General features: G+C 68.7%; 20 protein-coding genes. 15 read left to right on the top strand and 5 right to left on the bottom strand.

The window, feature by feature from the left end; translation table 11 throughout:
• Nucleotides 1-11: 11 nt before the first annotated feature.
• From ACWEOO_RS19250 to ACWEOO_RS19230, 5 genes are all read left to right on the top strand, one after another.
• Nucleotides 12-1673: an ABC transporter substrate-binding protein gene (locus tag ACWEOO_RS19250; RefSeq protein WP_452144136.1), complete on the top strand. Its 1662-nt coding sequence runs from the start codon at nt 12-14 to the stop codon at nt 1671-1673.
• Nucleotides 1674-1678: 5 nt separating this feature from the next.
• A complete protein-coding gene (locus ACWEOO_RS19245; RefSeq protein ID WP_452144135.1) occupies nt 1679-3973 on the top strand; it encodes a glycoside hydrolase family 95 protein in 2295 nt (764 codons plus the stop codon).
• A gap of 140 nt (nt 3974-4113) precedes the next feature.
• On the top strand, nt 4114-5127 hold the full coding sequence (locus ACWEOO_RS19240; RefSeq protein ID WP_452144134.1) for an ABC transporter substrate-binding protein: 1014 nt from the start codon (nt 4114-4116) through the stop codon (nt 5125-5127).
• Nucleotides 5128-5193: 66 nt separating this feature from the next.
• The gene (locus ACWEOO_RS19235; RefSeq protein WP_452144133.1) at nt 5194-5859 is read left to right on the top strand and encodes a VOC family protein; all 666 of its coding nucleotides are present in this window, start codon (nt 5194-5196) and stop codon (nt 5857-5859) included.
• Nucleotides 5860-5950: 91 nt separating this feature from the next.
• Nucleotides 5951-6373, top strand: a complete 423-nt coding sequence (locus ACWEOO_RS19230) for a carboxymuconolactone decarboxylase family protein (protein ID WP_452144132.1) — start codon at nt 5951-5953, stop codon at nt 6371-6373.
• A 668-nt stretch (nt 6374-7041) separates the two neighbouring features.
• On the opposite strand, the gene ACWEOO_RS19225 is transcribed toward ACWEOO_RS19230, so the two are convergent.
• Nucleotides 7042-7656 (bottom strand): hypothetical protein, encoded by a 615-nt coding sequence (locus tag ACWEOO_RS19225; protein ID WP_452144131.1) that lies wholly within the window; start codon nt 7654-7656, stop codon nt 7042-7044.
• Between the two features lie 259 nt (nt 7657-7915).
• On the opposite strand from ACWEOO_RS19225, the gene ACWEOO_RS19220 reads away from it, so the two are divergent.
• Nucleotides 7916-8836, top strand: a complete 921-nt coding sequence (locus tag ACWEOO_RS19220; RefSeq protein ID WP_452144145.1) for an endonuclease/exonuclease/phosphatase family protein — start codon at nt 7916-7918, stop codon at nt 8834-8836.
• Here the strand turns inward: ACWEOO_RS19220 and ACWEOO_RS19215 are convergent.
• The 3 genes from ACWEOO_RS19215 to ACWEOO_RS19205 are packed head-to-tail and all read right to left on the bottom strand — an operon-like array spanning nt 8825 to nt 11056.
• A complete protein-coding gene (locus tag ACWEOO_RS19215) occupies nt 8825-9469 on the bottom strand; it encodes a response regulator (protein WP_452144130.1) in 645 nt (214 codons plus the stop codon). The genes ACWEOO_RS19220 and ACWEOO_RS19215 overlap by 12 nt on opposite strands.
• Nucleotides 9462-10574, bottom strand: a complete 1113-nt coding sequence (locus ACWEOO_RS19210; RefSeq protein ID WP_452144129.1) for a sensor histidine kinase — start codon at nt 10572-10574, stop codon at nt 9462-9464. The genes ACWEOO_RS19215 and ACWEOO_RS19210 overlap by 8 nt, the downstream gene beginning before the upstream one ends.
• Nucleotides 10571-11056, bottom strand: coding sequence for a hypothetical protein (locus ACWEOO_RS19205; protein WP_452144128.1), 486 nt, complete (start codon nt 11054-11056; stop codon nt 10571-10573). Before ACWEOO_RS19205 ends, ACWEOO_RS19210 begins: the two co-directional genes overlap by 4 nt.
• A 159-nt stretch (nt 11057-11215) precedes the next feature.
• Here ACWEOO_RS19205 and ACWEOO_RS19200 point away from each other — a divergent pair, with 159 nt between their 5' ends.
• The 4 genes from ACWEOO_RS19200 (at nt 11216) to ACWEOO_RS19185 (ending at nt 14921) form a co-directional block, all read left to right on the top strand.
• Entirely contained in the window at nt 11216-12895 is a 1680-nt protein-coding gene (locus tag ACWEOO_RS19200; protein ID WP_452144127.1) for a sodium:solute symporter family protein, read from the top strand.
• A gap of 13 nt (nt 12896-12908) precedes the next feature.
• On the top strand, nt 12909-13157 hold the full coding sequence (locus tag ACWEOO_RS19195) for a hypothetical protein (protein WP_452144126.1): 249 nt from the start codon (nt 12909-12911) through the stop codon (nt 13155-13157).
• Nucleotides 13158-13254: 97 nt separating this feature from the next.
• Nucleotides 13255-14022 carry a phytanoyl-CoA dioxygenase family protein gene (locus ACWEOO_RS19190; protein WP_452144125.1) on the top strand — a complete coding sequence of 256 codons (768 nt, stop codon included), beginning with the start codon at nt 13255-13257 and terminating at the stop codon, nt 14020-14022.
• The gene (locus ACWEOO_RS19185) at nt 14019-14921 is read left to right on the top strand and encodes a helix-turn-helix domain-containing protein (RefSeq protein WP_452144124.1); all 903 of its coding nucleotides are present in this window, start codon (nt 14019-14021) and stop codon (nt 14919-14921) included. The genes ACWEOO_RS19190 and ACWEOO_RS19185 overlap by 4 nt, the downstream gene beginning before the upstream one ends.
• Nucleotides 14922-14957: 36 nt before the next feature.
• Here the strand turns inward: ACWEOO_RS19185 and ACWEOO_RS19180 are convergent, their stop codons facing one another.
• Nucleotides 14958-15302: an iron chaperone gene (locus tag ACWEOO_RS19180; protein WP_452144123.1), complete on the bottom strand. Its 345-nt coding sequence runs from the start codon at nt 15300-15302 to the stop codon at nt 14958-14960.
• A gap of 131 nt (nt 15303-15433) precedes the next feature.
• On the opposite strand from ACWEOO_RS19180, the gene ACWEOO_RS19175 reads away from it, so the two are divergent.
• From ACWEOO_RS19175 to ACWEOO_RS19155, 5 genes are all read left to right on the top strand, one after another.
• A complete protein-coding gene (locus tag ACWEOO_RS19175; RefSeq protein ID WP_452144122.1) occupies nt 15434-16294 on the top strand; it encodes a S1 family peptidase in 861 nt (286 codons plus the stop codon).
• A gap of 217 nt (nt 16295-16511) precedes the next feature.
• Complete coding sequence (gene leuS, locus ACWEOO_RS19170) at nt 16512-18980, top strand: leucine--tRNA ligase (RefSeq protein ID WP_452144144.1); 2469 nt, start codon at nt 16512-16514, stop codon at nt 18978-18980.
• The gene (locus ACWEOO_RS19165) at nt 18980-19384 is read left to right on the top strand and encodes a YjbQ family protein (protein ID WP_363714362.1); all 405 of its coding nucleotides are present in this window, start codon (nt 18980-18982) and stop codon (nt 19382-19384) included. The genes leuS and ACWEOO_RS19165 overlap by 1 nt, the downstream gene beginning before the upstream one ends.
• A 100-nt stretch (nt 19385-19484) precedes the next feature.
• Nucleotides 19485-19679: a hypothetical protein gene (locus tag ACWEOO_RS19160; RefSeq protein ID WP_359937514.1), complete on the top strand. Its 195-nt coding sequence runs from the start codon at nt 19485-19487 to the stop codon at nt 19677-19679.
• A 162-nt stretch (nt 19680-19841) separates the two neighbouring features.
• Nucleotides 19842-22430: an ATP-binding protein gene (locus ACWEOO_RS19155; RefSeq protein WP_359937511.1), complete on the top strand. Its 2589-nt coding sequence runs from the start codon at nt 19842-19844 to the stop codon at nt 22428-22430.
• Nucleotides 22431-22992 lie beyond the last annotated feature (562 nt).

The following is a 22992-nucleotide window of genomic DNA, read 5'->3' as shown; positions in this document are numbered from 1 at the left end:
GAAACACAGCAATGCGCTCATCCGTGAGCAAGGTCGTCGCATTGGCCGCGGCCGGTGCGCTGGCTTTGGCGGCGTGCAGTTCGGACAAGTCCGGCAAGGGTGCGGCGAACGAGACGTCGGCCGACGGCAAGGTCGTCGTCGACACCTTCACGCCGTCCGACCAGAGCACCAACATGGACACCAACGCGGTGACCAAGATCATCAGCGACAAGTTCAAGATCCAGTTCCGCTGGCAGACCACGACGTACGACGCCGGGCCGGCCAAGGAGAAGCGGCAGATCGCGCTCGCCAGCGGCGACTACCCGGACCTGTTCTTCCTGATCCCGTGGATCGACGCGTTCACCCAGGCGGAGGTGCTCAAGCTCGGCCAGCAGGGCATCGCGGTGCCGCTGGAGGACCTGATCAAGGAGAACGCGCCGAACATCCAGAAGGCGCTGGACTCCAACAAGGAGTACAAGGAGATGTCGACCGCGCCCGACGGTCACATCTACGCGCTGCCGCAGTGGGCGGACTGCTTCCACTGCACCTACCCGGACAAGCTGTGGATCAACAGCGCCTGGCTGAAGAAGCTCGGCCTGCAGGTGCCGAAGACCACCGACGACCTGCGCAACGTGCTCCAGGCGTTCAAGACCAAGGACCCGAACGGCAACGGCAAGGCCGACGAGATCCCGATGACCACCGACACCCAGGACAGCAGCCTGATCGCGTACCTGATGAACGCGTTCGCCTACGACCCGGTCGGTGCGAACAACGGCGTCCGGTCGCTGATCACGCTGAACGGCGACAAGGTCGTCACGCCGGTCACCTCGGACCAGTGGAAGGAAGGCCTGAAGTACATCCACGGCCTCTACAAGGACGGCCTGATCGACCAGGCCGCGTTCACCCAGAACGCGCAGGCGCTGCAGGCGCAGGGCAACAACCCGAAGGCTGTCGTGCTCGGCTCCGTGCCGGTGCTCTGGCCGGGCATCTTCGTCCAGCTCGACTCCAAGGACGGCCGGGACAAGCAGTACGACGCCGTGCCGCCGCTGACCGGTCCCGAGGGCAAGAGCTACACCGGATACAACCACCCGACGTCGACCGGCTACACGTTCATGCTGACCAACAAGGCCAGCAAGGAGGCCCAGGTCGCGGCGATCAAGATGCTCGACTGGATCTACAGCGACGAGGGCCAGATGATCACCAACATGGGCCCGGAGGGCATCGGCTGGACCAAGCCCGCCGCCGGTGACATCGCGCTCGACGCGAGCACCAAGGCGCTGTACAAGCCGAAGCAGGACGCGCCGAAGAACATCAGCTGGGGCGCGCTCGGTCAGTACAACAACACCCTGGCCTACCGGAACGCGCAGGTCGTGCCGAAGGACATCTACACCGGCGCCGGCCTGGAGCGGCGGCTGTGGGAGGCCACCAAGCTGTACGAGGGCCACGAGGACAAGGCGCAGTGGTTCCCGCAGACCTCGGTCTGGCCGGACCCGAGCCTGAGCGGCGAGCTCGCCACGCTGCAGACCAACCTGAACACGTACGTCAACCAGAACCAGCTGGCCTTCATCACCGGTTCGAAGAACATCGACACCGACTGGGACGCGTACGTGAAGGGGCTGGAGAGCACCGGCATGCCGCGGTACCTGGAGATCAACCAGCAGGCCTACGACAAGTACAAGAGCGGTTCGAAGTAGGGCTGATGTCTCATCTCCTGTGGTTCCGCAGCCCCGCGGCTGACTGGTTCGAGGCGTTGCCGCTCGGCAACGGGCACCTCGGCGCGAAGGTGTACGGTCGGGTCGCCGACGAGCGGATCGCGCTCAACCTCGACGACGTCTGGTCCGGTGACGGTCCGCGCACGCTGACCGTCCCGGACGGGCCGGCCGTGCTGGCCGACGTACGCCGGTTGTTGCTGGAGGACGGCGATCAGCTGGCCGCCACCGAGCGGACCCGTGCGCTGCAGGGGCCGCTCGTGGAGTCGTACCAGCCGCTCGCGGATCTGGTGATCCGGTCGGCTTCGGGTGACCCTGCGGACTACCGGAGGAGCCTGGATCTGCGCACCGGGATCGCCGCCGTCGACTACACGGTCGACGGCGTGCGGTTCCGGCGCGAGACCTTCGTGTCCGTGCCGGACCAGGTGCTGGTGTGGACCGTCACGGCCGACCGGGCCGGCGCTGTCGATCTCGATCTCGCGCTCGACAGCCCGCATCCGGTCGCCGCGGAAGGTGCCGGCGGCAGCTACGGCGTGGTCGGCCGGGCGCCGTCGGACCTGACGATCGAGTACCGCGAGCGGCCGGACCCGATCCGGTACGAGGACGGGCGCGGCATCGGCTTCGGCGTCGCGCTACGGGCCCATGCCGAGGGCGGTACGGTCACGGCCTCGCCCGACGGGGTCACAGTTCGCGGGGCGGATCGGCTGACCGTGCTGGTGGCCGCCGCCAGCACGTTCGCCGGGTGGACGGTGCCGCCGGGCCGCGACCTGTCCGTCGCGCTCGCGGAGGCGACCGCCGCTCTGGACGCGGTGGCCGTGGACAAGCTGCGTGAGCGTCACGTCGAGGACCACGCCACCCTCTACGACCGGGCCGAGTTGCAGCTCGGCCCGGTCGTCACTCTGCCGACCGACGAGCGGATCACGGCGGTCGCTGCCGGCGGCAACGATCCGGACCTGGTCGCGCTCGCGTTCAACCTCGGCCGGTACCTGTTGATCGCCTCGTCCCGCCCCGGCACCCAGGCGGCCAACCTGCAAGGCATCTGGAACCAGGACCGCCGGCCGATGTGGGCCAGCGACTGGACCAACAACATCAACACGCAGATGAACTACTGGCTCGCCGACCTGACCGGGTTGAGCGAGTGTTTCGACCCGCTCACCGACCTGCTGGAAGGCCTGGCGGCGTCCGGCGCCGAGACCGCACGGATCCTGTACGACGCTCCTGGCTGGGTGTCGCACCACAACGCGGACATCTGGAGGGCGACCTGGCCCGTGGGCGAGGGCGGTGACGATCCGGTCTGGGCGATGTGCGCGACGTGCGGAGTGTGGCTGACGGCGCATCTCATGGAGCACTACCGGTTCACCGGCGACGTGGAGTTCTTACGGGACCGCGCCTATCCGGTGATGGCGGGTGCGGCCGAGTTCGTCCTGTCGATGCTGGTCGAGGATCAGGACGGTGTCCTGCAGTTCGTCCCGTCGACCGCTCCGGAGCATCACTTCGTCCTGCCTTCCGGCGCGAAGGCGTCGGTCGATCTCACGTCGACGTACGACATCTGGCTGATCCGCGAGCTGTTCGCGAACCTGGCCGAGGCCGCGTCGGTCCTCGGTCTGTCGTCCGAGCTCGTCGAGCGGGCGACCGCCGCCCGAGAACGGTTGCCGAAGATCCGTACGGCCTCCGACGGGCGGCTGTTGGAGTGGCCGACCGACTGGCAACCCTCGGAGCCGCAGCACCGTCACCAGTCGCATCTCTACGGCCTGTATCCGGGCGCGGAGATCGACCCGTCGCGTACGCCGGAGTGGGCCGCGGCCGCGCGTGCCTCGCTGGAGTTGCGGACGGCGGGTGCGGTGAACGGCGGCTGGACCGCCGCCTGGCTGGTCGCGCTGTGGGCCCGGCTGTTCGAGCCGGCGCGCGCCGCTGCGGTGATCCAGGACTACCTGAGCCGGTTGGTGTCGGACAACCTGATGCACCGCGACGGCGACATCTTCCAGATCGACGCCAACTTCGGCATCACCGGCTGCATCCCGGAACTCCTGCTGCAGAGCCACACCGACGTCGTGCGCGTCCTGCCCGCGCTGCCGGCCGAGTGGCCGGACGGCGCGTTCCGCGGGCTGCGGGCGCGCGGCGGGCTTGTGTTCGACGCGACCTGGCGCGACGGCAAGCTGACCGAGGCCGTCGTCCGAGCCACCCACGCCGGCACCCACCGCATCGCCCTCACCTCCGACCACGTCGTCACCCGCACCCTCGCCGCCGGCGAAAGCGCGACCTTGTGCACCACGTCCGCGCCGTAGACGCCCGGAGGCACGCGAACCGTGCACAAAGTCGTCCTTGAGCACCGGCCAACCGTCTGCGCGGCGGTCCGGCGGTTGAGCCGTGCACAAAGTGGGCCTAGTTAGGGATGCCTAACCAAAGTTGTGTAGGGTCTGTGGGTGTGAGGAAGCTGATCGGGATCGTTGTGGCGGCTGCTCTGCTGGTGCTCGCCGGGTGCGGCGGCGGGGACACCAAGAGTTCGGACACCGGCGTCGGTGACAAGGAAGTGGCCACCGGCGGGCGGCTGTTCAAGACCGCCGACGCGGAGACCGCGAAACTCGGGTCGGACGCCGCGCCGGGGGCGTTCCCGCGGACGGTGAAGGGCGCGCTCGGCTCGGTGCAGATCGAGAAGAAGCCGTCGCGCATCGTCGTCCTGGACAGCGGCGAGCTGGACGACGTCCTCGCGCTCGGCATCACGCCCGTCGGCATGGCAACGACGGCGGGCCAGAGCGGCGTACCGTCGTACCTCGCGGACAAGGCGCAGGGCATCAAGACCGTCGGCGGGATCAGCGAGCTGAACCTCGAGGCGATCGCGGCGCTGAAGCCGGACCTGATCCTGGGCAGCAAGCTGCGGGCCAACGACCTGTACGAGAAGCTGAGCGCGATCGCGCCGACGGTGTTCAGCATCCGGCCCGGGTTCCCGTGGAAGGAGAACTTCCTGCTGGTCGCGGACGCGGTCGGCGAGGAGGACAAGGCCACCGGCCTGCTGAACGACTACCAGAAGCGCGCCGACGAGGTGAAGTCCAAGGTCGACGGCGCGCCGACGATCTCGCTGGTCCGGTTCCGTCCCGGGCAGATCCGGCTGTACGGCAACCTGTCGTTCATCGGCGTCATCCTGAAGGACGTCGGCCTGCCGCGGCCCAAAATCCAGGACGTGCAGGACCTCGCCGTCGAGGTCTCCCAGGAGAACATCGGCCAGGCCGCCGGCGACTGGATCTTCTACTCCAGCTACGGCAAACCCGACACCACCGACGAGAACAAGGTCGTCAACAGCACCCTGTGGAAGTCCCTCGCCGCAGTGAAGGCCGGCAAGGCCGAACGCGTCGACGACGAGGTCTGGTTCCTCGGCCTCGGCCCGATCGGCGCCATGAAGGTCCTGGACGATCTACAGAAACTGCTCGCCGCCAAGGGATAGCACCCACGCGCCCGGGTTGCTTCCGGCTGACGTCGGGGCTGTCAGTGGGGCTGCAAGGATGCCGCTATGGAACAAGTGCTGAGTCGGCCGGAAGCGTCGGGGGCTGTTCAGGAATCTGGGTGGCGCTTCTTGCTGGGCAGTCTGCGAACTTCGGTCCCGGTCGAGTCAGTGGCGCGGGCGATCGGCTTGGCGACGGATGCTGTCGCGGTGTGCGGCAACGACGCCGACCGGCACCTCCGGGTCGACGCTCGCCCCGATCGAGTCGTCTTCACCCTGCAATCGGTGGAGAGCGCTGCGGTGACCACCACGGATGTCGAACTCGCGCTGCGGATCACTGCCGTCGCACAGCAGTCCGGCTTGCAGGCGCAACCGGAGATCGGCACCGACGCACCGAGGTCCGTCCAGGTTCTGGAGATCGCGATCGACGCATTGGACATCGCCGGGATTCGGCCGTTCTGGAAGGCAGTTCTGGGCTACACGGATGAGGTGGGTAGGGAGGGGCCGGAGGATCCGCTCGTCGACCCGGTCGGTCAGGGCCCGGCCATCTGGTTCCAGCAGATGGATCAGCCGCGCCCGCAGCGCAACCGCATCCACTTCGACGTCTGTGTTCCGCACGACGAGGCAACTCGGCGCATCGAGACCGCACTGGCGGCCGGCGGCCGACTCGTATCCGCGACGCGTGCCCCGCCTTCTGGGTACTCGCCGACCTGGAAGGAAACGAAGCCTGCGTGACCACGTGGCAGGGCCGCGACGGCTGAACCACGCGCTGGCATTCCCATCACCAGCAGCTTGCGAGGACCGGTCGGGGCTTAGCGTCAGGTGCATGACGGCTCCCGACATCAACAGTCCCGAAGAGCAGGTGCGGTACGAGCGTGGTCTGGAGGTTCTCAACTCCGTGGACGGCGGTTCCGCGGCTGGTGTGATGGACGGGCTGGCGGATATCGCGCCCGCGTTGGCGCATCACATTGTGGCGTTCGGATTCGGCGATATCTATGCACGGCCCGGTCTCGACGCGAAGCAGCGGCAGCTGGTCACGCTCGGCGTACTGACTGCCCTGGGTGGTTGCGAGCCCCAGCTCGAGGTCCATCTCCGTACGTCGCTCAACGTCGGACTCACCCCGCAAGAGCTCGTCGAGACGCTGATTCACGCCGCCGGGTACGCCGGGTTCCCCCGCGCACTCAACGCGGTCGCCGTCGCCAAGAAGGTCTTCACCGAGCAGGACCTACTCCCAGTGCGGGAGAGCTGAGTCAGAGCTAGCAGCGTTGACCGCGGAGGCGGGCCCAGGTCTACGGCCTGAGCCGGGGGAGTGCAGCAGGTGGACCGACCACATCTAGGCCACACCCACAGCTCAACCATCCACAGCCACGTCCGGGGCCACCGACCCGTTCACCACCGTCACAGGCACTCAGACAAGAGCCGCAGCGAGCACCCGCCAACACCAGCAGGCAGACCTTGCGCCAACCGCAGGCTTTCGATGAAAGGCAGGCCCAGCCGCCAGCCCCCCGCCGACGCAAGCCGGCACCCCACGCCAGCCGGAGCACCCCGGGGCAAGCTGTACCCCCGCCGCCAGCCGCAATCTCACGGCGCAAGCCGGAAGCGCCCCGGCGCGAGCCGGAAACTCCCGGCGGCAGCCGGAAACAGCGCCCTCAGCCGCCTGATCGGGCGTCCTACCACCCCGATCGCAGCCAGCATCGCTGCAGCGGTGCACTGAGGACAGGATGTATCCGGCTCCCGGCCTCCTTGCGCGGTCGGTCCCACGCTCACGGCGACGTATACGTAGACGACTACGTCCTGTCGTCAGTAACCCCGACGACCCCACTCAACAACTCGTCGGCCCGGTCGCCGGCGTAGCACGCGTGGGTCTGTCATCACATGTTTCACCCGCCGCGTCCCACGACACCAAACGCGGGTCAGTCAGTCCTCGACTCGCCCGCGATTGCTCACCGGGACATGCGGTGCGTGCTGAGCCACAGCGGTGGCAAGAGCGTCGTACGGCAGCGTCCGCCCGAGAATCTCGTGTGTCCCGGGCCACGGGCACGACGGACCCCACGCTTTTGTACTGCGGGGGAGGGCCTCCTCGTCGAGGAGCATGACGACCAGGTGCGGCTCCCAGGTGTCCTCGCCCTCGTCGTTGACCTCGTGGCGTTCGAGCCGGCACACGCCGCGAACCTCGTCCCACGGGATCGTGCGGGGCTGTTCGCCGCCGAGGCGGATGCCGGCGTCGTCGACGGTCAGCAGGATGTCGTCGTCGTCCTCCTCGCGTCGTTCCTCGAGCGCGGTGATCGCGCCGACGAGCAGCAGGATCGGCAAGCCGACCGCGAAGATCAGCGGCGTCCCGCCCCAGGCGAGCCAGACCGCTTCGAGCGGTTCCCGGATGGACTCGCCGCGGATCGCCTGGACGACGACGATCGTCAGGGTCAGCGCGACCATCAGGCCGAAGATCACGGTGCCGACGGCGAGCGCGGTCCTGGTCGTGCCGAGCCCGTGGCGCTTGACGACGAACGGCTCGGTGGCCTGCGCGGACTGCATACGGGCATTGTGGGCGCTGTCACCCGAAGGCACCAGTACCCTCACGGATTCCTCATCATTCCGGCTGTGTCCGGCTGTGTCCGGGTGCGTCCGGTGCGGTTTCCGGTCGTCCGTACGGATGAAATCGCCGCACCCGGCCGGGCACGGACTTTGGTCCGGCCCGGCAGTCCGCCACAATCGCTGCATGCCGGACCGCCAAACCGCTGTCGCCACCCGCCAGCCGTCGTCGCCCAGGAACGCGCGCCGCCGGAAGGGTGGCATGTGGCGGCGCGGTTGGGTGATCGCGGTGCTGGCGATCCTGTCGGCGCTGCCGCTGCTGTTCCACCGTTACGTGCCGAACTCGATCGGTAACCTCGGCAGCTTGCTCGACACGTTCCTGCCGTGGGTCGGTGTCGCGATCCCGGTCCTCGCCGTCGCGGCGCTGGTCCGGCGGTCCGCGACGGCCGGTGTCGCGCTGCTCGTCCCGGCGGTGATCTGGGCGCTGATGTTCGGCGACCTGCTGATCCCGGGCAAGGGCGGCGGGGGAGCGTACGACCTGCGCGTGCTGACCCACAACGTCGACGCCGCAAACCCGGACCCGGAGCGGACCGCGCGGGACCTGATCGCCGCCGACGCCGACGTGATGGCGCTGGAGGAACTCACCGCGGGGGACTTGAAGATCTACAAGTCCGCGTTCGCGAAGCTGTACCCGTACGAGGTGTCCCGGGACACGGTCGCCCTGTGGTCGAAGTACCCGGTGGTCGAGACCAAGTCCGTCGACGTCGGCTTCAGCTGGACGCGTGCGCTGCGCGCCGAGGTCAGCACGCCGGAGGGCAAGGTCGCGGTGTACGTCGCGCACCTCGCGTCGGTCCGGGTCGGCACCAGCGGGTTCACGTCCGACCAGCGCAACAACACGATCAAGGCGCTCGGCCGGCAGATCGCTGACGAGCGGCTCGCGGGCGTGATCGTGATGGGCGACTTCAACGGTACGGCGAACGACCGGAGTCTCGCGCCGCTGACGGCCGGCCTCCGCTCGGCGCAGGGCGCGGCAGGCACCGGCTTCGGGTTCACCTGGCCGTCGGCGTTCCCGATGGCGCGGATCGACCACATCCTGGTGCGCGGCGTCACCCCGACGAAGGCCTGGGTGATGAGCCCGACCGGCAGCGACCATCGCCCGGTCGTCGCCGAGCTACGAATCTGACGCGATCCCTTTCCGGTAGGCGTACCGCACCGCCTCGGCGCGGTGCCGGGCGCCGATCTTCGCGAACGTGTTGTTGATGTGCGTCTTCACGGTCGCCTCGCTGATGAACAGCCGCCCGGCGATCTCGGAGTTGCTCAGTCCCTGCGCGATCAACCGCAGGACCTCGGTCTCGCGTGCGGTCAGCCCGTCGCCGCCGGGATCGGCCGCCGGCGCCAGGCCGGCCACGAGCCGTTTGGTCACCTCCGGGTCGAACGTCGACTGACCGGCCGCGGTGGACCGCAGCGCGGCGCCGATCTCGGCGCGGCCGGCGTCCTTGGTGAGGTAGCCGCGGGCCCCGGCGCGGAGCGCGTTCGCGATCGACGTGTCGTCGGCGTACGTGGTCAGCACGAGGACGGCGACGTGCGGGAAGTCGGCCGTGATCCGCGCGGTCGCCTGCGTGCCGTCCAGGACCGGCATCCGCAGATCCATCAGCACCACGTCTACGTTGCCCCCGGCAACCAGATCGACGGCCTCGACGCCGTTCGCGGCCGCGCCGGTCACCTCGACGCCGTCGATCAGCCCGAGCAGCGCGACCAGTCCCTCCCGCACGACCTGCTGGTCGTCCGCCACGACGACCCTGATTGCGTCACTCAACCTCTGCCACCACCAACCAGTCGTCGCCGTCCGGACCCGCTGTCAACGTCCCACCGACCAGGGCCAGCCGCTCCCGCATCCCGGTCAACCCGAACCCCTCGCCGCTCGTCACGCCCTTGTTCCGAACCGACAACCGTACGCCGTCGAGCCGCATCTCGACCGTCTGACCGGGTGCGTGCTTGGCGGCGTTGGTCAGTGCCTCACGAGCGGCGCCGAGCAGCGCCACGGTGACAGCTGAGTCCAGCGTCCGCGGGTGGCCCGTGACAGCTAGCTGCACAGCTGTCCCGTGGTCCTTCTCGTGCTGCTCCGCCAGCCCGGCGAGCGCGGCGGGAAGCTCCGGCACAGCGTCGGCCCGCAGCGCAGCCACGGCGTTCCGTGCCTCGGTCAGCCCCTGTACGGCGAGCCGCCGCGAACGACGTACCCGCTCGAGCGCACCGGCCGTGTCGCCACGCTCCTCCAGCAACGCCTCGGCCACCTCCAGTTGGACGCTCAGTGCGCCGAGCGAGTGCGCCAGTACGTCGTGCAGGTCCCGCGCGATCCGCCCGCGCTCCTCCAGCGTGGCGGCGCGGGCGTGCTCGCTCTGCGCCAGCCGGGTCTGCTCCAGCAGCTGCTCGGTCTGTCGCGCCTGGACCTCGTACTGACGCCGGTTCAACCCGAAGGCGACCAGTACGGCCGTCCACAGCAGCTGGGTGAAGTACCAGCTGTCGGACTGGTCGAACAGCCAGGCCGACCCGGCGTAGGCGGTTGCCACGCCGATGCCGGCAGCAACGATCGGGCGATTGCCGTGCCGTCGGAAGTCGAGCACGGCAACGTCGGTGATCGCGACCAGGACCAGGACCAGCGCGTTCGACTGCGGGTAGCCTGCGATCAGAGCACTGCTGACGGCCACGACGGACAGCAGTGCGAAGGAGACGTACGGCCTGGCTGTCATCAGCACTGAACCAGCCAGGAACAGGGCGAAGCCCACACCGAGCACGACCCAGACCCAGCTGTCCGCAGGGCGGGCCGTGGAGAGCACCGCGACCGCGACGCCGCTGGCGAGTACCCGGCCGACCCAGCCGCTCTCTCCGTGCGGACGGGGCGGCAGCCGTGCCTTCAGCTTCACTGGTTGGTGTACTCCTCGGCCATCTGGCTCGCCTTGCTCTGGATGATCAGCGACTGGGTCAACAGGTTCGCACCCATCGAGACCATCAGCGCACCGCCGCCGGCGACCGAGGCGCCGAGCAGGTGGCCGAGACCCGCGAGCCCGAGCCGGACGACCAGGTAGGCCACCATGATGCCGAGTCCGGGCAGGCCGAGCCGGAAGAACACCTTCCCGGCGCGCCGCTCGACCTGGGCGACCCGTCCGGAGCCGACGCCGGCCACGAGCGCCAGCACGGCTCCGGCGACCAGCAGGACGACGTCGAGGGCGCCGAGTCCGGTGTGCCGGTCGTACAGCTGGTAGACGCCGACCCCGATCAGCACGAGCGGGCCGCGCCAGACGTCGGTGTCGGAGTTCTCCAGCTCGGACCAGGACAGCCGCCGGGCGAGGACGACGACCACGACGGCGACCACGACGAGTGCGTTGGGCAACGTTCCGAGGCTCATGTCACGGACGGTAGGTCGGCGCGGTCGTTCCTGGGTACCGACCAGGGGTGGAGATCCGGGTGGAGAACCGGCCGGGTCGCCGCCGGGTTGGTTGAAAGTAGGAGTAACGTTCCTCAGCGGTAACAACACGAACAGTCACTGTGGTGATCCGGAGGCCCGATGCTTGCCCAACAATCCATCCTCAGACTGGACGCGACGGCGATCGACTACATCATCATCGCCCTGTACTTCGTCTTCGTGCTCGGCATCGGCTACCTGGCCAGACGGGCGGTCTCCAGCAGCCTGGACTTCTTCCTGTCCGGGCGCTCGCTGCCCGCCTGGGTGACCGGCCTGGCGTTCATCTCGGCCAACCTGGGCGCCATCGAGATCATGGGCATGTCCGCGAACGGCGCGCAGTACGGCATGCCGACCGTGCACTACTTCTGGATCGGCGCGATCCCGGCGATGCTGTTCCTCGGCGTCGTGATGATGCCGTTCTACTACGGCTCGAAGGTCCGCAGCGTGCCGGAGTTCATGCTCCGCCGGTTCGGGAAGCCCGCGCACCTGGTGAACGCGATCAGCTTCGCCCTGGCGCAGGTGCTGATCGCGGGCGTGAACCTGTTCCTGCTGGCCACCATCGTGAACGTGCTGCTCGGCTGGCCGATCTGGGTGTCGGTGATCGTCGCCGCCCTGATCGTGCTCAGCTACATCACGCTCGGCGGGCTGTCCGCCGCGATCTACAACGAGGTGCTCCAGTTCTTCGTGATCGTCGCCGCGCTGCTCCCGCTGACCCTGATCGGCCTGCACAAGGTCGGCGGCTGGGAGGGCCTCGTCGACAAGGTGACCGCGTCGCCGGGCGGCGCCGAGCAGATGAGCGCGTGGCCGGGCAACGACCTGAGCGGCTTCAGCAACGACTTCCTGTCGGTGATCGGCATCGTGTTCGGCCTCGGTTTCGTGCTCTCGTTCGGCTACTGGACGACGAACTTCGTCGAGGTCCAGCGGGCGATGGCGTCGAAGAACATGTCGGCGGCCCGGCGGACCCCGATCATCGGCTCGTTCCCGAAGATGTTCGTGCCGTTCATCGTGATCATCCCCGGCATCATCGCCGCGGTGATCGTGCCGGAACTGGCCCAGTTCAAGGCAACCGGCAGCGGCGAGGTCGACTACAACGACGCGCTGCTGCTGCTGATGCGCGACCTGCTGCCGAACGGAATGCTCGGCCTGGCGATCACCGGTCTGCTGGCCTCGTTCATGGCCGGTATGGCGGCGAACCTGAGCTCGTTCAACACCGTGATGTCGTACGACATCATCGAGCGCTACGTGATCAAGGACCGGCCGGACGACTTCTACCTGCGGACCGGCCGCTGGGTGACGGTCGCGGGCACAGTGATCGCGATCGGCACGGCCGCGATCGCCTCCGGCTACAGCAACCTGATGGACTACCTGCAGCAGCTGTTCTCGTTCTTCAACGCACCGCTGTTCGCCACCTTCATCCTCGGTATGTTCTGGAAGCGGATGACCGCGGCGGCCGGCTGGATCGGCCTGGTCAGCGGTACGGCGACCGCGATCGTGGTGTTCGTGCTGTCCGAGAACGGCGTCATCAACCTGCCCGGTCAGGGCGCCAGCTTCGTCGGCGCCGGTGCGGCCTTCGTGGTCGACATCCTGATCAGTGTCCTGGTCAGCACGATGACCCGGCCGAAGGAGGAGTCCGAGCTGGTCGGCCTGGTGTACTCGCTGACGCCGAAGGAGCAGCGCACCGAGGTGACGCTGCGCGGTGACCACGGCTGGTACCGCCGGCCGGTGCTGCTGGCCGGTATCTCGCTGGCGATGACCGTCGTCCTGAACATCGTCTTCGGCTGATTGGGAGCTTGTGATGGCAGGGAAGAAGAAGTCCGGAGCATTCGACATCCGGATCGTGATCGCCGCCCTGGTCGGCATCTACGGCCTGGTGCTGACGATTCTCGGCCTGGTCGAGAAGCAGGCCGAGATCGACAAGGCGGCCGGGATCAACATCAACCTCTGGGGCGGCCTCGGGATGCTGCTGTTCACCGCCCTGTTCGTGCTCTGGGCCCGGTTGCGGCCGATCGTCGTACCGGTCGAGGAGACGTCGGCCGGCGAGTAGTCATGTCCGTTCGGCGAACATCGGCGTCCGGTCGGGTCCTCCCGTCCGGACGCCGCCGTTCGTAGGCTCGAAGTACCCGATCAGGAGGTACTCCGAGATGACGATCACAGACGGGCGTCCCGAACTCTCGACGCTCGCGCAGCAGTACGCCGAGAACGGCTTCGTCCTGGTGAAAGGCCTGCTCAGCAAGGAAGAAGCGGCCCACTACCGGCAGCGCAGCCACGACCTGCTGGCGCAGCTGAACCGGTCCGACGACCCGACCTGGGGCGCCGCCCGGGACATGACCGAGGCGCCGACGAAGCTGCAGCACCTGCACGACGCGCAGTTCTACGACGCCGAGTTCTCGAAGCTGCTGGTGGACCCGCGGTTCACCGACGTGGCCGCCGCGGTGATGGGTGTGGACAACGTCCAGCTGCACCACACCAAGCTGTTCGTGAAGCCGCCGGAGAACGGTTCGCCGTTCCCGCTGCACCAGGACCACCCGTTCTTCCCGCACACCTACCACCGGGTCGGGGCGGCGATCTTCCACTTCGACGACGCGCCGGAGGAGAAGGGCTGCGTACGGGTCATCCCGGGCAGCCACAAGGACGGGCCGCGGGAGCACAGCCCGGAGGGGTCGTACCACCTGCTGGAGCCGTCGTTCGAGGCGGCGACGCCGCAGCCGGCCGAGGCGGGCGACGTCCTGTTCTTCACGTACCTGACCGTGCACGGGTCCGGCGTGAACACCAGCGACGAGGCGCGCACCACGTGGCTGATCCAGTACCGCGACCCGGGGGACCCGCCGACGGTGAAGACCCACGAGTGGTCGCTCGGCCAGGGCATGATGCTGCGAGGAGTCGACCCGACCGGCAGGAGCGCTGTTTGACCCTCCCTCCGATGCTGTCCGGCGTCGCTGCGGCGGACCGGTTCGTCGACCTCGCGGGACTGCTCGAGTCCTGCGAGGTCGACGGCTTCCGCGCGGACTTTCTCAGCTGGGGGCACTACCGGCCCGAGTACTGGCGCAACTACTGGCACACCCACTCGTTCCACGAGGTGTGCCTGGCGTACTCCGGGGAGGGCCGCTTCAACAACGGCACCGTGCAGTACGACGTGACGCCCGGCTCGGTGTTCCTCGCGCGGCCCGGCGACGTCCACGAGATCGAGTCCTCGCGCACTTCGCCGCTCGGCATCGCCTTCTGGGGCTTCACCTTTCGTCCAGGGTCCGACGAGCGAGGGTGGTGGTCCGGGCTGACCCGTGCCGATGGGCCGGTCATGTCCGCGAGAAGCGGTTCGCTGCCGGCACTCATTACAGGCCTGGCTGCGGAGGCGGCTGCGCCGGTATCGGGCTACAGCACAGTGCTGGCTGCACTTGGCGCCACCCTCGTGCTGGAAACGGCTCGTGCGTTCGCGTTGGACGAGGACCTGGTAGTGGAGCCTGTGAGGCGGGACCGTGGGCCGCTGGTGGTGGAGGCGATGCAGCGGCACCTCCGCGACAACCTGTCCCGTCCGATCACCGTCCGGGACGTGGCTGCCGTCGTACACCTGTCGGAGCGGCATGCCGAGCGACTGTTCACGCAGCAGACGGGGGCCTCGATCATGTCGACGCTCCGCCGCCTCCGGCTCGAGCTGTCCGCACAGCTGCTGCTGGACCACACCTTGTCCATCACAGACGTGGCACGCGCCTGCGGCTACTCCGACGTACGGCCGTTCTCCACTGCGTTCAAACGCAAGTACGGCCGTACGCCGGGCGACCACCGCCGGGCCGGCGGCACAGAGTTCATCTAGCGGCGTTGCTGCGGTCGCCTGTGCATCGACCCCTGCTCAGCCGGCGATCTCGGCTATCCGGCGACGGACGAGTCCACGGACGGCGTCCTCAGGCAACGAGTTCTCGACCGTGAAGCGGACGGTTCCTTTGGCCAGGTCGAAGCCCGGCAGCCACTCACGTACGGCGTCGACCGCAGCAGAACTGAACGGGAAGATGCTGAGGTGGCGTTCAGCGGCACGGAAGCCGAGCAGCGGTTGCCCGTGGTACCTGAGCGCCGCCATGCCGTAACTCGTCCCCTGCTCGGCATCCGGCGCCTCGTCCATCGCGAGCGTGCGGATCCGCTCGAACGCGCCGCGCCGTTCCGCGTCCAGGCTGTCGAAGTACTCGTCCACGGGCCCCATGCCCCGACAGTACGACTGCTAGAACGACAACGCGCAGGCACTTACAGACGGTAGTCAAACGAAGTCTGGACAGCGCGAGGCGTGATTGCTCCAATGCCCTCAGGTATCCCGCATACCCCAGGAGGGGACATATGAGGACACGACTCGGCCGCATCATCGGTCTGTGCGCACTGGCTCTCGGACTGGCTGTCACCCCGGCGCTGTCCGCCAGCGCGATCACCGGCGGTCAACCGGACGGCAACGCGCACCCCAACGTCGGGCTGATCCTGTTCTACCAACCGGACGGGCGGTTCCGGTGCACGGCGACGCTCGTCTCGCCGACCGTCGTGGTGACCGCGGCGCACTGCACTCTCGGCACCCTCGGCAAGACCCTGGTGACGTTCGACTCGGTGATCGCCGAGCAGCCGCCGTCGCCGTTCCCGGTCGCCGCCGACCCGTCGAAGGGCTACACGCAGGCGGAGCTCGAAGCAGCCGGCTACAAGTCCGGTACGGCGTACGCGCACCCGCAGTACTCCGACTTCACCGACCTGGCCAACTGGAACGACGTCGGCGTGATCGTGCTCGACCGGCCGGTCACGAACATCGCCCCGGCGAAGATCGCGCCCGCCAACTACCTGAACGCGTACCAGCAGCCCAAGCTGAACAGCACGATCTTCACGTCCGTCGGCTATGGCACCGAGGTCCGCAAGGCCGACTCCGGCCCGCAGAAGCCGACCCCGATGTCGTACCCGCTGCTGCGCCGCTGGGCCGAGGAGCCCGGGCAGAAGCTCACGCCGCAGATCCTGCAGGTCAACGGCAACGAGCACGACAACCGCGGCACCGGCGGCACCTGCTTCGGTGACTCCGGCGGCCCGACCTTCCTCAACGGCTACCAGGTGACTGTGACCAGCTACGGCTACACCGCCAACTGCCGCTACCTCGACGGCCTGCAGCGGATCGACATCAAGGTCGTCCAGGACTGGCTGAAGACGTTCGGCGTTCCGATCGGCTGACGGCGTCCGGTGCCGCGCCTGCCCCGGGCAGCCGCGGCACCGGTGCTATCCTGGGCCCTATGCGAGTGAGCCTGCTCCTTAGTTAGCCGTACTGGCATCCAGGCGCAATCTGAGCGCCGGTCAGTGCGGCACCCCCTCCTGTGTGAGGGGATTTTTCATTTCTGGCAGATTTAGGCTCAACAATCCACGAAGCAGGAGTAGGACTGTGACGGAGCAGGTGGAGGACGCCCCGATCGACCGGGGTGGCTACGACTTCAACGCCATGCAGGCCAAGTGGCGTCCGGTGTGGGAGAAGCTGGACCCGTTCAGGGCGAAGGACGACGGCTCGGCGGAGCGCCGCTACGCGCTCACGATGTTCTCCTACCCCTCCGGTGACCTGCACATGGGCCACGCCGAGGTGTTCGCGCTGCACGACGTGCTGGCACGCTACTGGTTCCAGCAGGGGTACGACGTCCTGAACCCGATCGGCTGGGACTCGTTCGGCCTGCCCGCCGAGAACGCGGCGATCAAGCGCAACGAGCACCCGGCGACGTACACGTACGCCAACATCGAGACCCAGGCGGAGTCGATCCGGCGCTACGCGCTGAGCTTCGACTGGTCCCGCCGGCTGCACACGTCCGACCCGGAGTACTACCGCTGGACGCAGTGGCTGTTCCTGCGGCTGTACGAGCGCGGTCTGGCCTACCGCAAGGCGTCGTTCGTCAACTGGTGCCCGAACGACCAGACCGTGCTGGCCAACGAGCAGGTCGTCCAGGGCCGCTGTGAGCGCTGCGGCTGGGAGGTCACCAAGCGCGAGCTGACCCAGTGGTACTTCAAGACCACGGAGTACGCCCAGCGGCTGCTGGACGACATGGAACTGCTGCAGTGGCCGGAAGAGATCCTGCTGATGCAGCGCAACTGGATCGGCCGCTCCGAGGGCGCGTTCGCGAACTTCGAGGTCGAGGGCCGCGACGAGCCGATCAAGGTTTTCACCACCCGGCCGGACACGCTGTTCGGCGCCACCTTCATGGTGGTCGCGCCGGACGCGAAGCTGGCCGCGTCGCTGGTCACACCGGAGCAGCAGGAGGCCTTCGACACCTACCTGGCGAAGGTCAAGGGCGAGACCGAGATCGAGCGGCTGAGCACCGAGCGGGAGAAGACCGGCGTCTTCCTGGGGTCGTACGCGATCAACCCGGTGACCGGGCAGCGGATCCCGATCTGGGCCGCCGACTACGTGCTGGCCGACTACGGCACCGGCGCGATCATGGCGGTCCCCGGCCAGGACACCCGGGACTGGGAGTTCGCGGAGAAGTTCGGCCTGCCGATCGTCCGGACCGTGCAGCCCGAGGCCGGCTTCGACGGCAAGGCCTACACCGGTGACGGCCCGGCCATCAACAGCGCGAACGACGAGATCAGCCTGGACGGCCTGGAGGTCGCCGAGGCCAAGTCGCGGATCATCGACTGGCTGGAGACCAAGGACCTGGGCGAGCGGACGATCAACTACCGCCTGCGCGACTGGCTGCTGAGCCGCCAGCGGTACTGGGGCTGCCCGATCCCGATCATCCACTGCCCGTCCTGCGGCGAGGTCCCGGTCCCGGACGACCAGCTGCCGATGGAGCTGCCCGACCTGCGCGGGGCCGACCTGCAGCCGAAGGGTGTGTCGCCGCTGGCGGCCGCCCGCGACTGGGTCGAGGTCGACTGCCCGAAGTGCGGCGGCAAGGCCGAGCGCGACACCGACACGATGGACACGTTCGTCGACTCGTCCTGGTACTTCCTGCGCTACCTGTCGCCGGAGTACACCGACGGTCCGTTCGACCAGGCCACCGCCGACCGGTGGATGTCGGTGTACCAGTACGTCGGCGGCAAGGAGCACGCCGTACTGCATCTCCTGTACGCGCGCTTCTTCGTCAAGGCCCTGCACGACATGGGCCTGCTGCGGGTCACCGAGCCGTTCACCCGGCTGCTGAACCAGGGCCAGGTCATCAACCAGGGCAAGTCGATGAGCAAGTCTCTGGGCAACGGCGTGAACCTGGGCGACATGATCGACGAGTTCGGCGTCGACGCGGTCCGGCTGACCATGGTCTTCGCCGGTCCGCCGGCCGACGACATCGACTGGGCGGACATGTCGCCGGGCGGCTCGCTGAAGTTCCTGCAGCGGGCGTGGCGGCTGGCCGGAGCGGTCGAAGCGCCGGCCGGCGCGGACCCGTCGACCGGTGACGTCGAGCTGCGCAAGCTGACCCACCGCACGATCGCGGACGCGGCGGAGCTGATCGACTCGCACCGGTTCAACGTCATGGTCGCCCGGATCATGGAGCTGGTGAACGCGACCCGGAAGGCGATCGACTCCGGCCCCGGTGCGGCCGATCCGGCCGTCCGCGAGGCGGTCGAGACGGTGGCGGTCCTGCTGAGCCTGGTCGCGCCGTACACGGCCGAGGAGATGTGGGAAGAGCTGGGCCACGAGCCCACGGTCGCCAAGGCCGGCTGGCCGACGGTCGACCCGGCGCTGCTGGTCCAGGAGTCGGTCACCTGCGTCGTGCAGATCGCCGGCAAGGTGAAGGACCGGCTGGAGGTCGCGCCGGACATCTCCGACGCCGACCTGGAGCAGCTGGCGCTGGCCTCGGAGGCGATCCAGAAGGCGCTGGACGGCCGCGGCACCCGCAAGGTGATCGTGCGCGCGCCCAAGCTGGTCAACATCGTGCCCGCCTGATGGACTCCGTCGTCCTCGAGGTCCACACCGGTGCTCGTGAGGTCGTCCTCGACCTCACGAGCCGGTGTGCGCAGTTCGTCGACGGCCGGGGAGACGGCCTGCTGCACGTGTTCGTGCCGCACGCGACGGCCGGCGTGGCGATCCTGGAGACCGGGGCGGGCAGCGACGACGACCTGCTCGCGGTGCTCGAGGATCTCCTGCCGCGGGACTTCGGCTGGCGGCACCGGCACGGTTCGCCCGGCCACGGCCGCGACCACGTGCTGCCAGCGCTGATCCCGCCGTACGCGACGGTGCCGGTCCTGGCCGGGCGGCTGACACTTGGCACCTGGCAGTCGATCTGTCTGGTCGACACCAATCGCGACAATCCCGACCGGCAGGTCCGGTTGTCGTTCCTGGCCGGTTAGCGGACTACCCGGTAACAAGTAATTCCGGGATTTTCGTGACTTATCGTGATGTTGCCGATCGCGTTACGTTTGCGAAACACGACTCCGCTTGAATTACCGCATGGCTGCCCTTGACACGCTGCGCGACGTCACCGTCGAGCTCCTGGTTCGCGCCACCCGCGGCATTTCCGATGGCAGCCTGCTGAATGCGGACTCCGGTCGTGCCGATACTCGCGCCCGCCTCGACGACTGGTCCGGCGTACTTTCTCTGTACGCCGCCGACAGTGAATCCCCAGCAGTTCGCGCGACTGCTTGAAACGTGCATTTCTGAGTCCACAGCTATTCCCCGTCCGTTGCTCCGGTCAACGAATTGTGTGACCCAGGCCGCATCCCGCACGCCGATCGGAACCCGCACCGGCCCTTCCGTCACGCTATGTTGTGCGGAGGGTGTGTGAGGCCTCCAGAGGGGTGACGGGCTGTGTCGGACACGGAAAGCCGGGCGGACGGGCGGCGGGGCTTCGCCGATCTGTTGCTCGACTTGAGGGTCCAGGCCGGTCTTTCCCAGGAGGAGCTGGCCGATCGGGCCGGGCTGAGTGTCCGGTCGATCCGTGAGATGGAGGCGGGTCGCGTTGCGCGGCCGCGCAAGGAATCCGTCCGGCTGCTCGCCTCCGCGCTCGGCCTGCAGCCCGACGACACCGAGCACTTCCTCGCCGCCGCGGGCCACGGCTCGGCGCGCCCCGTCGTCCGGCCGACCGTCGCCGCGGCTCAGGTCGTCTCGGTCGCGGACGCCGCGCCGACCGGTCTGCGCTGGCGCGGCACCCGGCCGATCCCGGACGGGCTCGTCGGCCGCGAGCAGGAGCTGTTCGAGCTCGAGGAACTGCTGCGGCAGAACCGGCTCGTCACCCTCGTCGGCCCCGGCGGGGTCGGGAAGACCGAGTTGGCGCTCGCCGCCGCGGACCGGTTCTCGGGCGCCGACACGACTGTCGTGGTCGTCGACCTCACCACGGTCCAGCGCGACGCCGCCGTACCGTCGGCGATCCTGGACGCCTTCGGCACAGCTCCCGGTACGTCGGACCTCGACGACGTCTTGTCCGGCCGCCAGCCCGGTGACCTGGTGATCGTCGAGGACAACGCCGAGCACGTCCTCGATGGTGTTGCGACGGTCGCCAACCGGATGGTGCGCAGCTTCCCGGGCATCGGCGTGCTGGTCACGTCCCGGATCCCGCTCGGCCTGCCGGACGAGGTGGTGCGCCGCGTGCAGGTGCTCGGCGTACCGGCGAACGACGAGAGCTTCGAAGAGGTCTCGGCGTCGCCGGCGGTCGAGATGTTCTGCCGTCGCGTGGCCCGCGTGCGCCCGGACTTCAAGCTGACGCCTGCGAATGCTCCGACCGTGTCGCGGCTGTGCCGACGGCTGGACGGGCTGCCGCTCGCGCTGGAGCTCGCTGCCGCGCGGGCCGGCTCGCTGTCGGTGGAAACGATCCTTGCCGCGCTGGACGACCGGTTCCGGTTGCTGTCCGGGCCGCGCCGGTTCGGTGCGCCGCATCAGCGGACGCTGGCGGACACGATCGCGTGGAGCGTCGACGCCCTGTCGGACCCGGCGCGGCAGCTGCTCTACCGGGCCTCGGTGCTCGGCTCGCCGTTCACGCTCGAGGCGGTGGCGGGCGTTTGTACCGGCGAACCGATCGACGAGCTCGACGTACCCATGCTGCTGGCCGAGCTGGTGGAGAAGTCGCTGCTGCAGCCGGTGCACGAGTTCGAGCAGCTGTACGGCGCGCGGTACAAGCTGCTGGAGACGATCCGGGAGCACGCGTACGCCGGGCTGTCGTCGCAGGACGATCTCACCGAGTTCCGTGACCGTGCCGTCGAGTGGTGCGCGACGTACGTGTCGGGGCTGGAAGGCGCATGGTCGTCGCCGGATCGCGACCGGCGGTACCGGGCGGCACATGCGAACTCGGCGCTGTTCGAGGTGGCGTTGGCGCGGGCGGGTGAGCTGGGGGAGTGGGACACCGCGGCGCGGATCGTGCTCGGGTTCCGGATCGCCTGGCAGTACCAGGCGAGTGTGGCCGAGAGCGGGATCCGGTGGGCGACGCTGTGCGCCGAGAACGTTTCCGACAAGGAGACAAGCGGCAGGCTGCTCGCCATCGCGGGCCGGCTGTCCAGCCTGACCGGCGACATCCGTGGCGCGCGCCGGCACTACGGGGAAGCGCGCACGCGGATCCCTGGTGAGACCGAGATGGGCCTCGTCGCGCGGGGCGGCTGGGTGTCGTCCGGCTCGCATCTGCTCGACACACAGAGCCTGGCCGAGATACCGGCGCTGGTGGACGACGCCCGGAAGCATGGCGACGTACAGCGTTCAGCCACGGTGCAGGCGACCTGTGGGCTGGCCCTGCTCCGGTGGGGCCGTCTGGTCGAGGCCAAGGAGCTGCTGCTCGCTTGGGAGGCCGCACTGGTCAATCCGGGTGTGTACCCGGACGAGATCGCGTACATGGCGCTCAGCCGCGTCGACCTGGAGCTGGGGAACCTGTCCGGTGCGCGGCATTGGGCCGAGCTCGCCCGCGACAGCCAGGCGTCGGACGATCCTGAGCGCACCAAGGTCGCCGGCTGCCTGGCGATGGTCGAGTACCACGAGGGCCGGTACGACGAGGCGCGGACGCTGCTCGACCAGGCCGACGCGGACATCCGCGGGCACCGTGGGTACTTCGACTATCTGGTGATGCTCTACCGGTCCCGGCTCGCGCGTGACGCCGGCGAGGTCGAGCAGGCGCGGGTGGCCGTCCTCGACGCGCTGAACCGGCTGCTGCTCGAAGGGCGGGTCGTCTACCTGCTCGAGGTGCTTCCGGAGGCTGTCGCGGTCCTGCACGCGCTCGGTCGCTCCGAGGCCGGGGACGCGGTGTGCGGTCAGCTGCTGGCCTGGCAGCAGACCATGGACCCGCCGATGCTGCCCACCGCGTGGGCCGTGCTGCAGGAGTCCTGCGCGAGCGCGTCGGTCGCGGAGGGGTGGCCCGAGCCGGACCCGGCGGCCGCCGTACAGCGGCTGGCGAACGACGTGCTCGCCGCGCTTTCCTGACGCCGATCCGCCGAAGCTGCCGGGTAACTGCCGGTTGTTCTGCCTCGTCCTGACATGGCCGCCCGGCAAAGAATTACAGCCGTAGGGCAGGTTCCACGAAGCAGAGACCGACACCGGCGACCGGCAGCGAAAGAGGTGGTGAACCCATGAAGAGGCCATGGCGAACCACCGGCCTCCGGCACCCGGCGAAGGCGACGCGGAGGGCCTCCGGCGGCTGGTTGGTGGGGGCGCCGACCGGCGACCGAGAGCTCCGGAGTGCTGCGGACTGCGGACCTGTTCTGCCTGTACCGGGCGCGGTGCACCGTCAGGGCACTGCTTCCGGGGCGGGGTCCCAGCTCAGGGTCAGGCACACGACACAGGGGACGAGTGCCGCGGCCCGGCTGGTGCGGAGCAACCGGCGGGTTTGGTCACCCGCCGGCCGGCCGGCCGCTGGGGCCTCCCGGGACCTTGGTGAGCTCGCGGTCAAGCCGGTTCTGTGGGAGCCGGACACGGGGAGTAGCTCGCCGAGGCTCCGCCAACTTCAGCTGACAGCCAGGGGGAGTCAGCGGGAGCCGGGCTGTTG

Source organism: Kribbella sp. NPDC004138, assembly GCF_053603655.1.
This window is presented reverse-complemented; position numbering and strand designations above follow the sequence as displayed.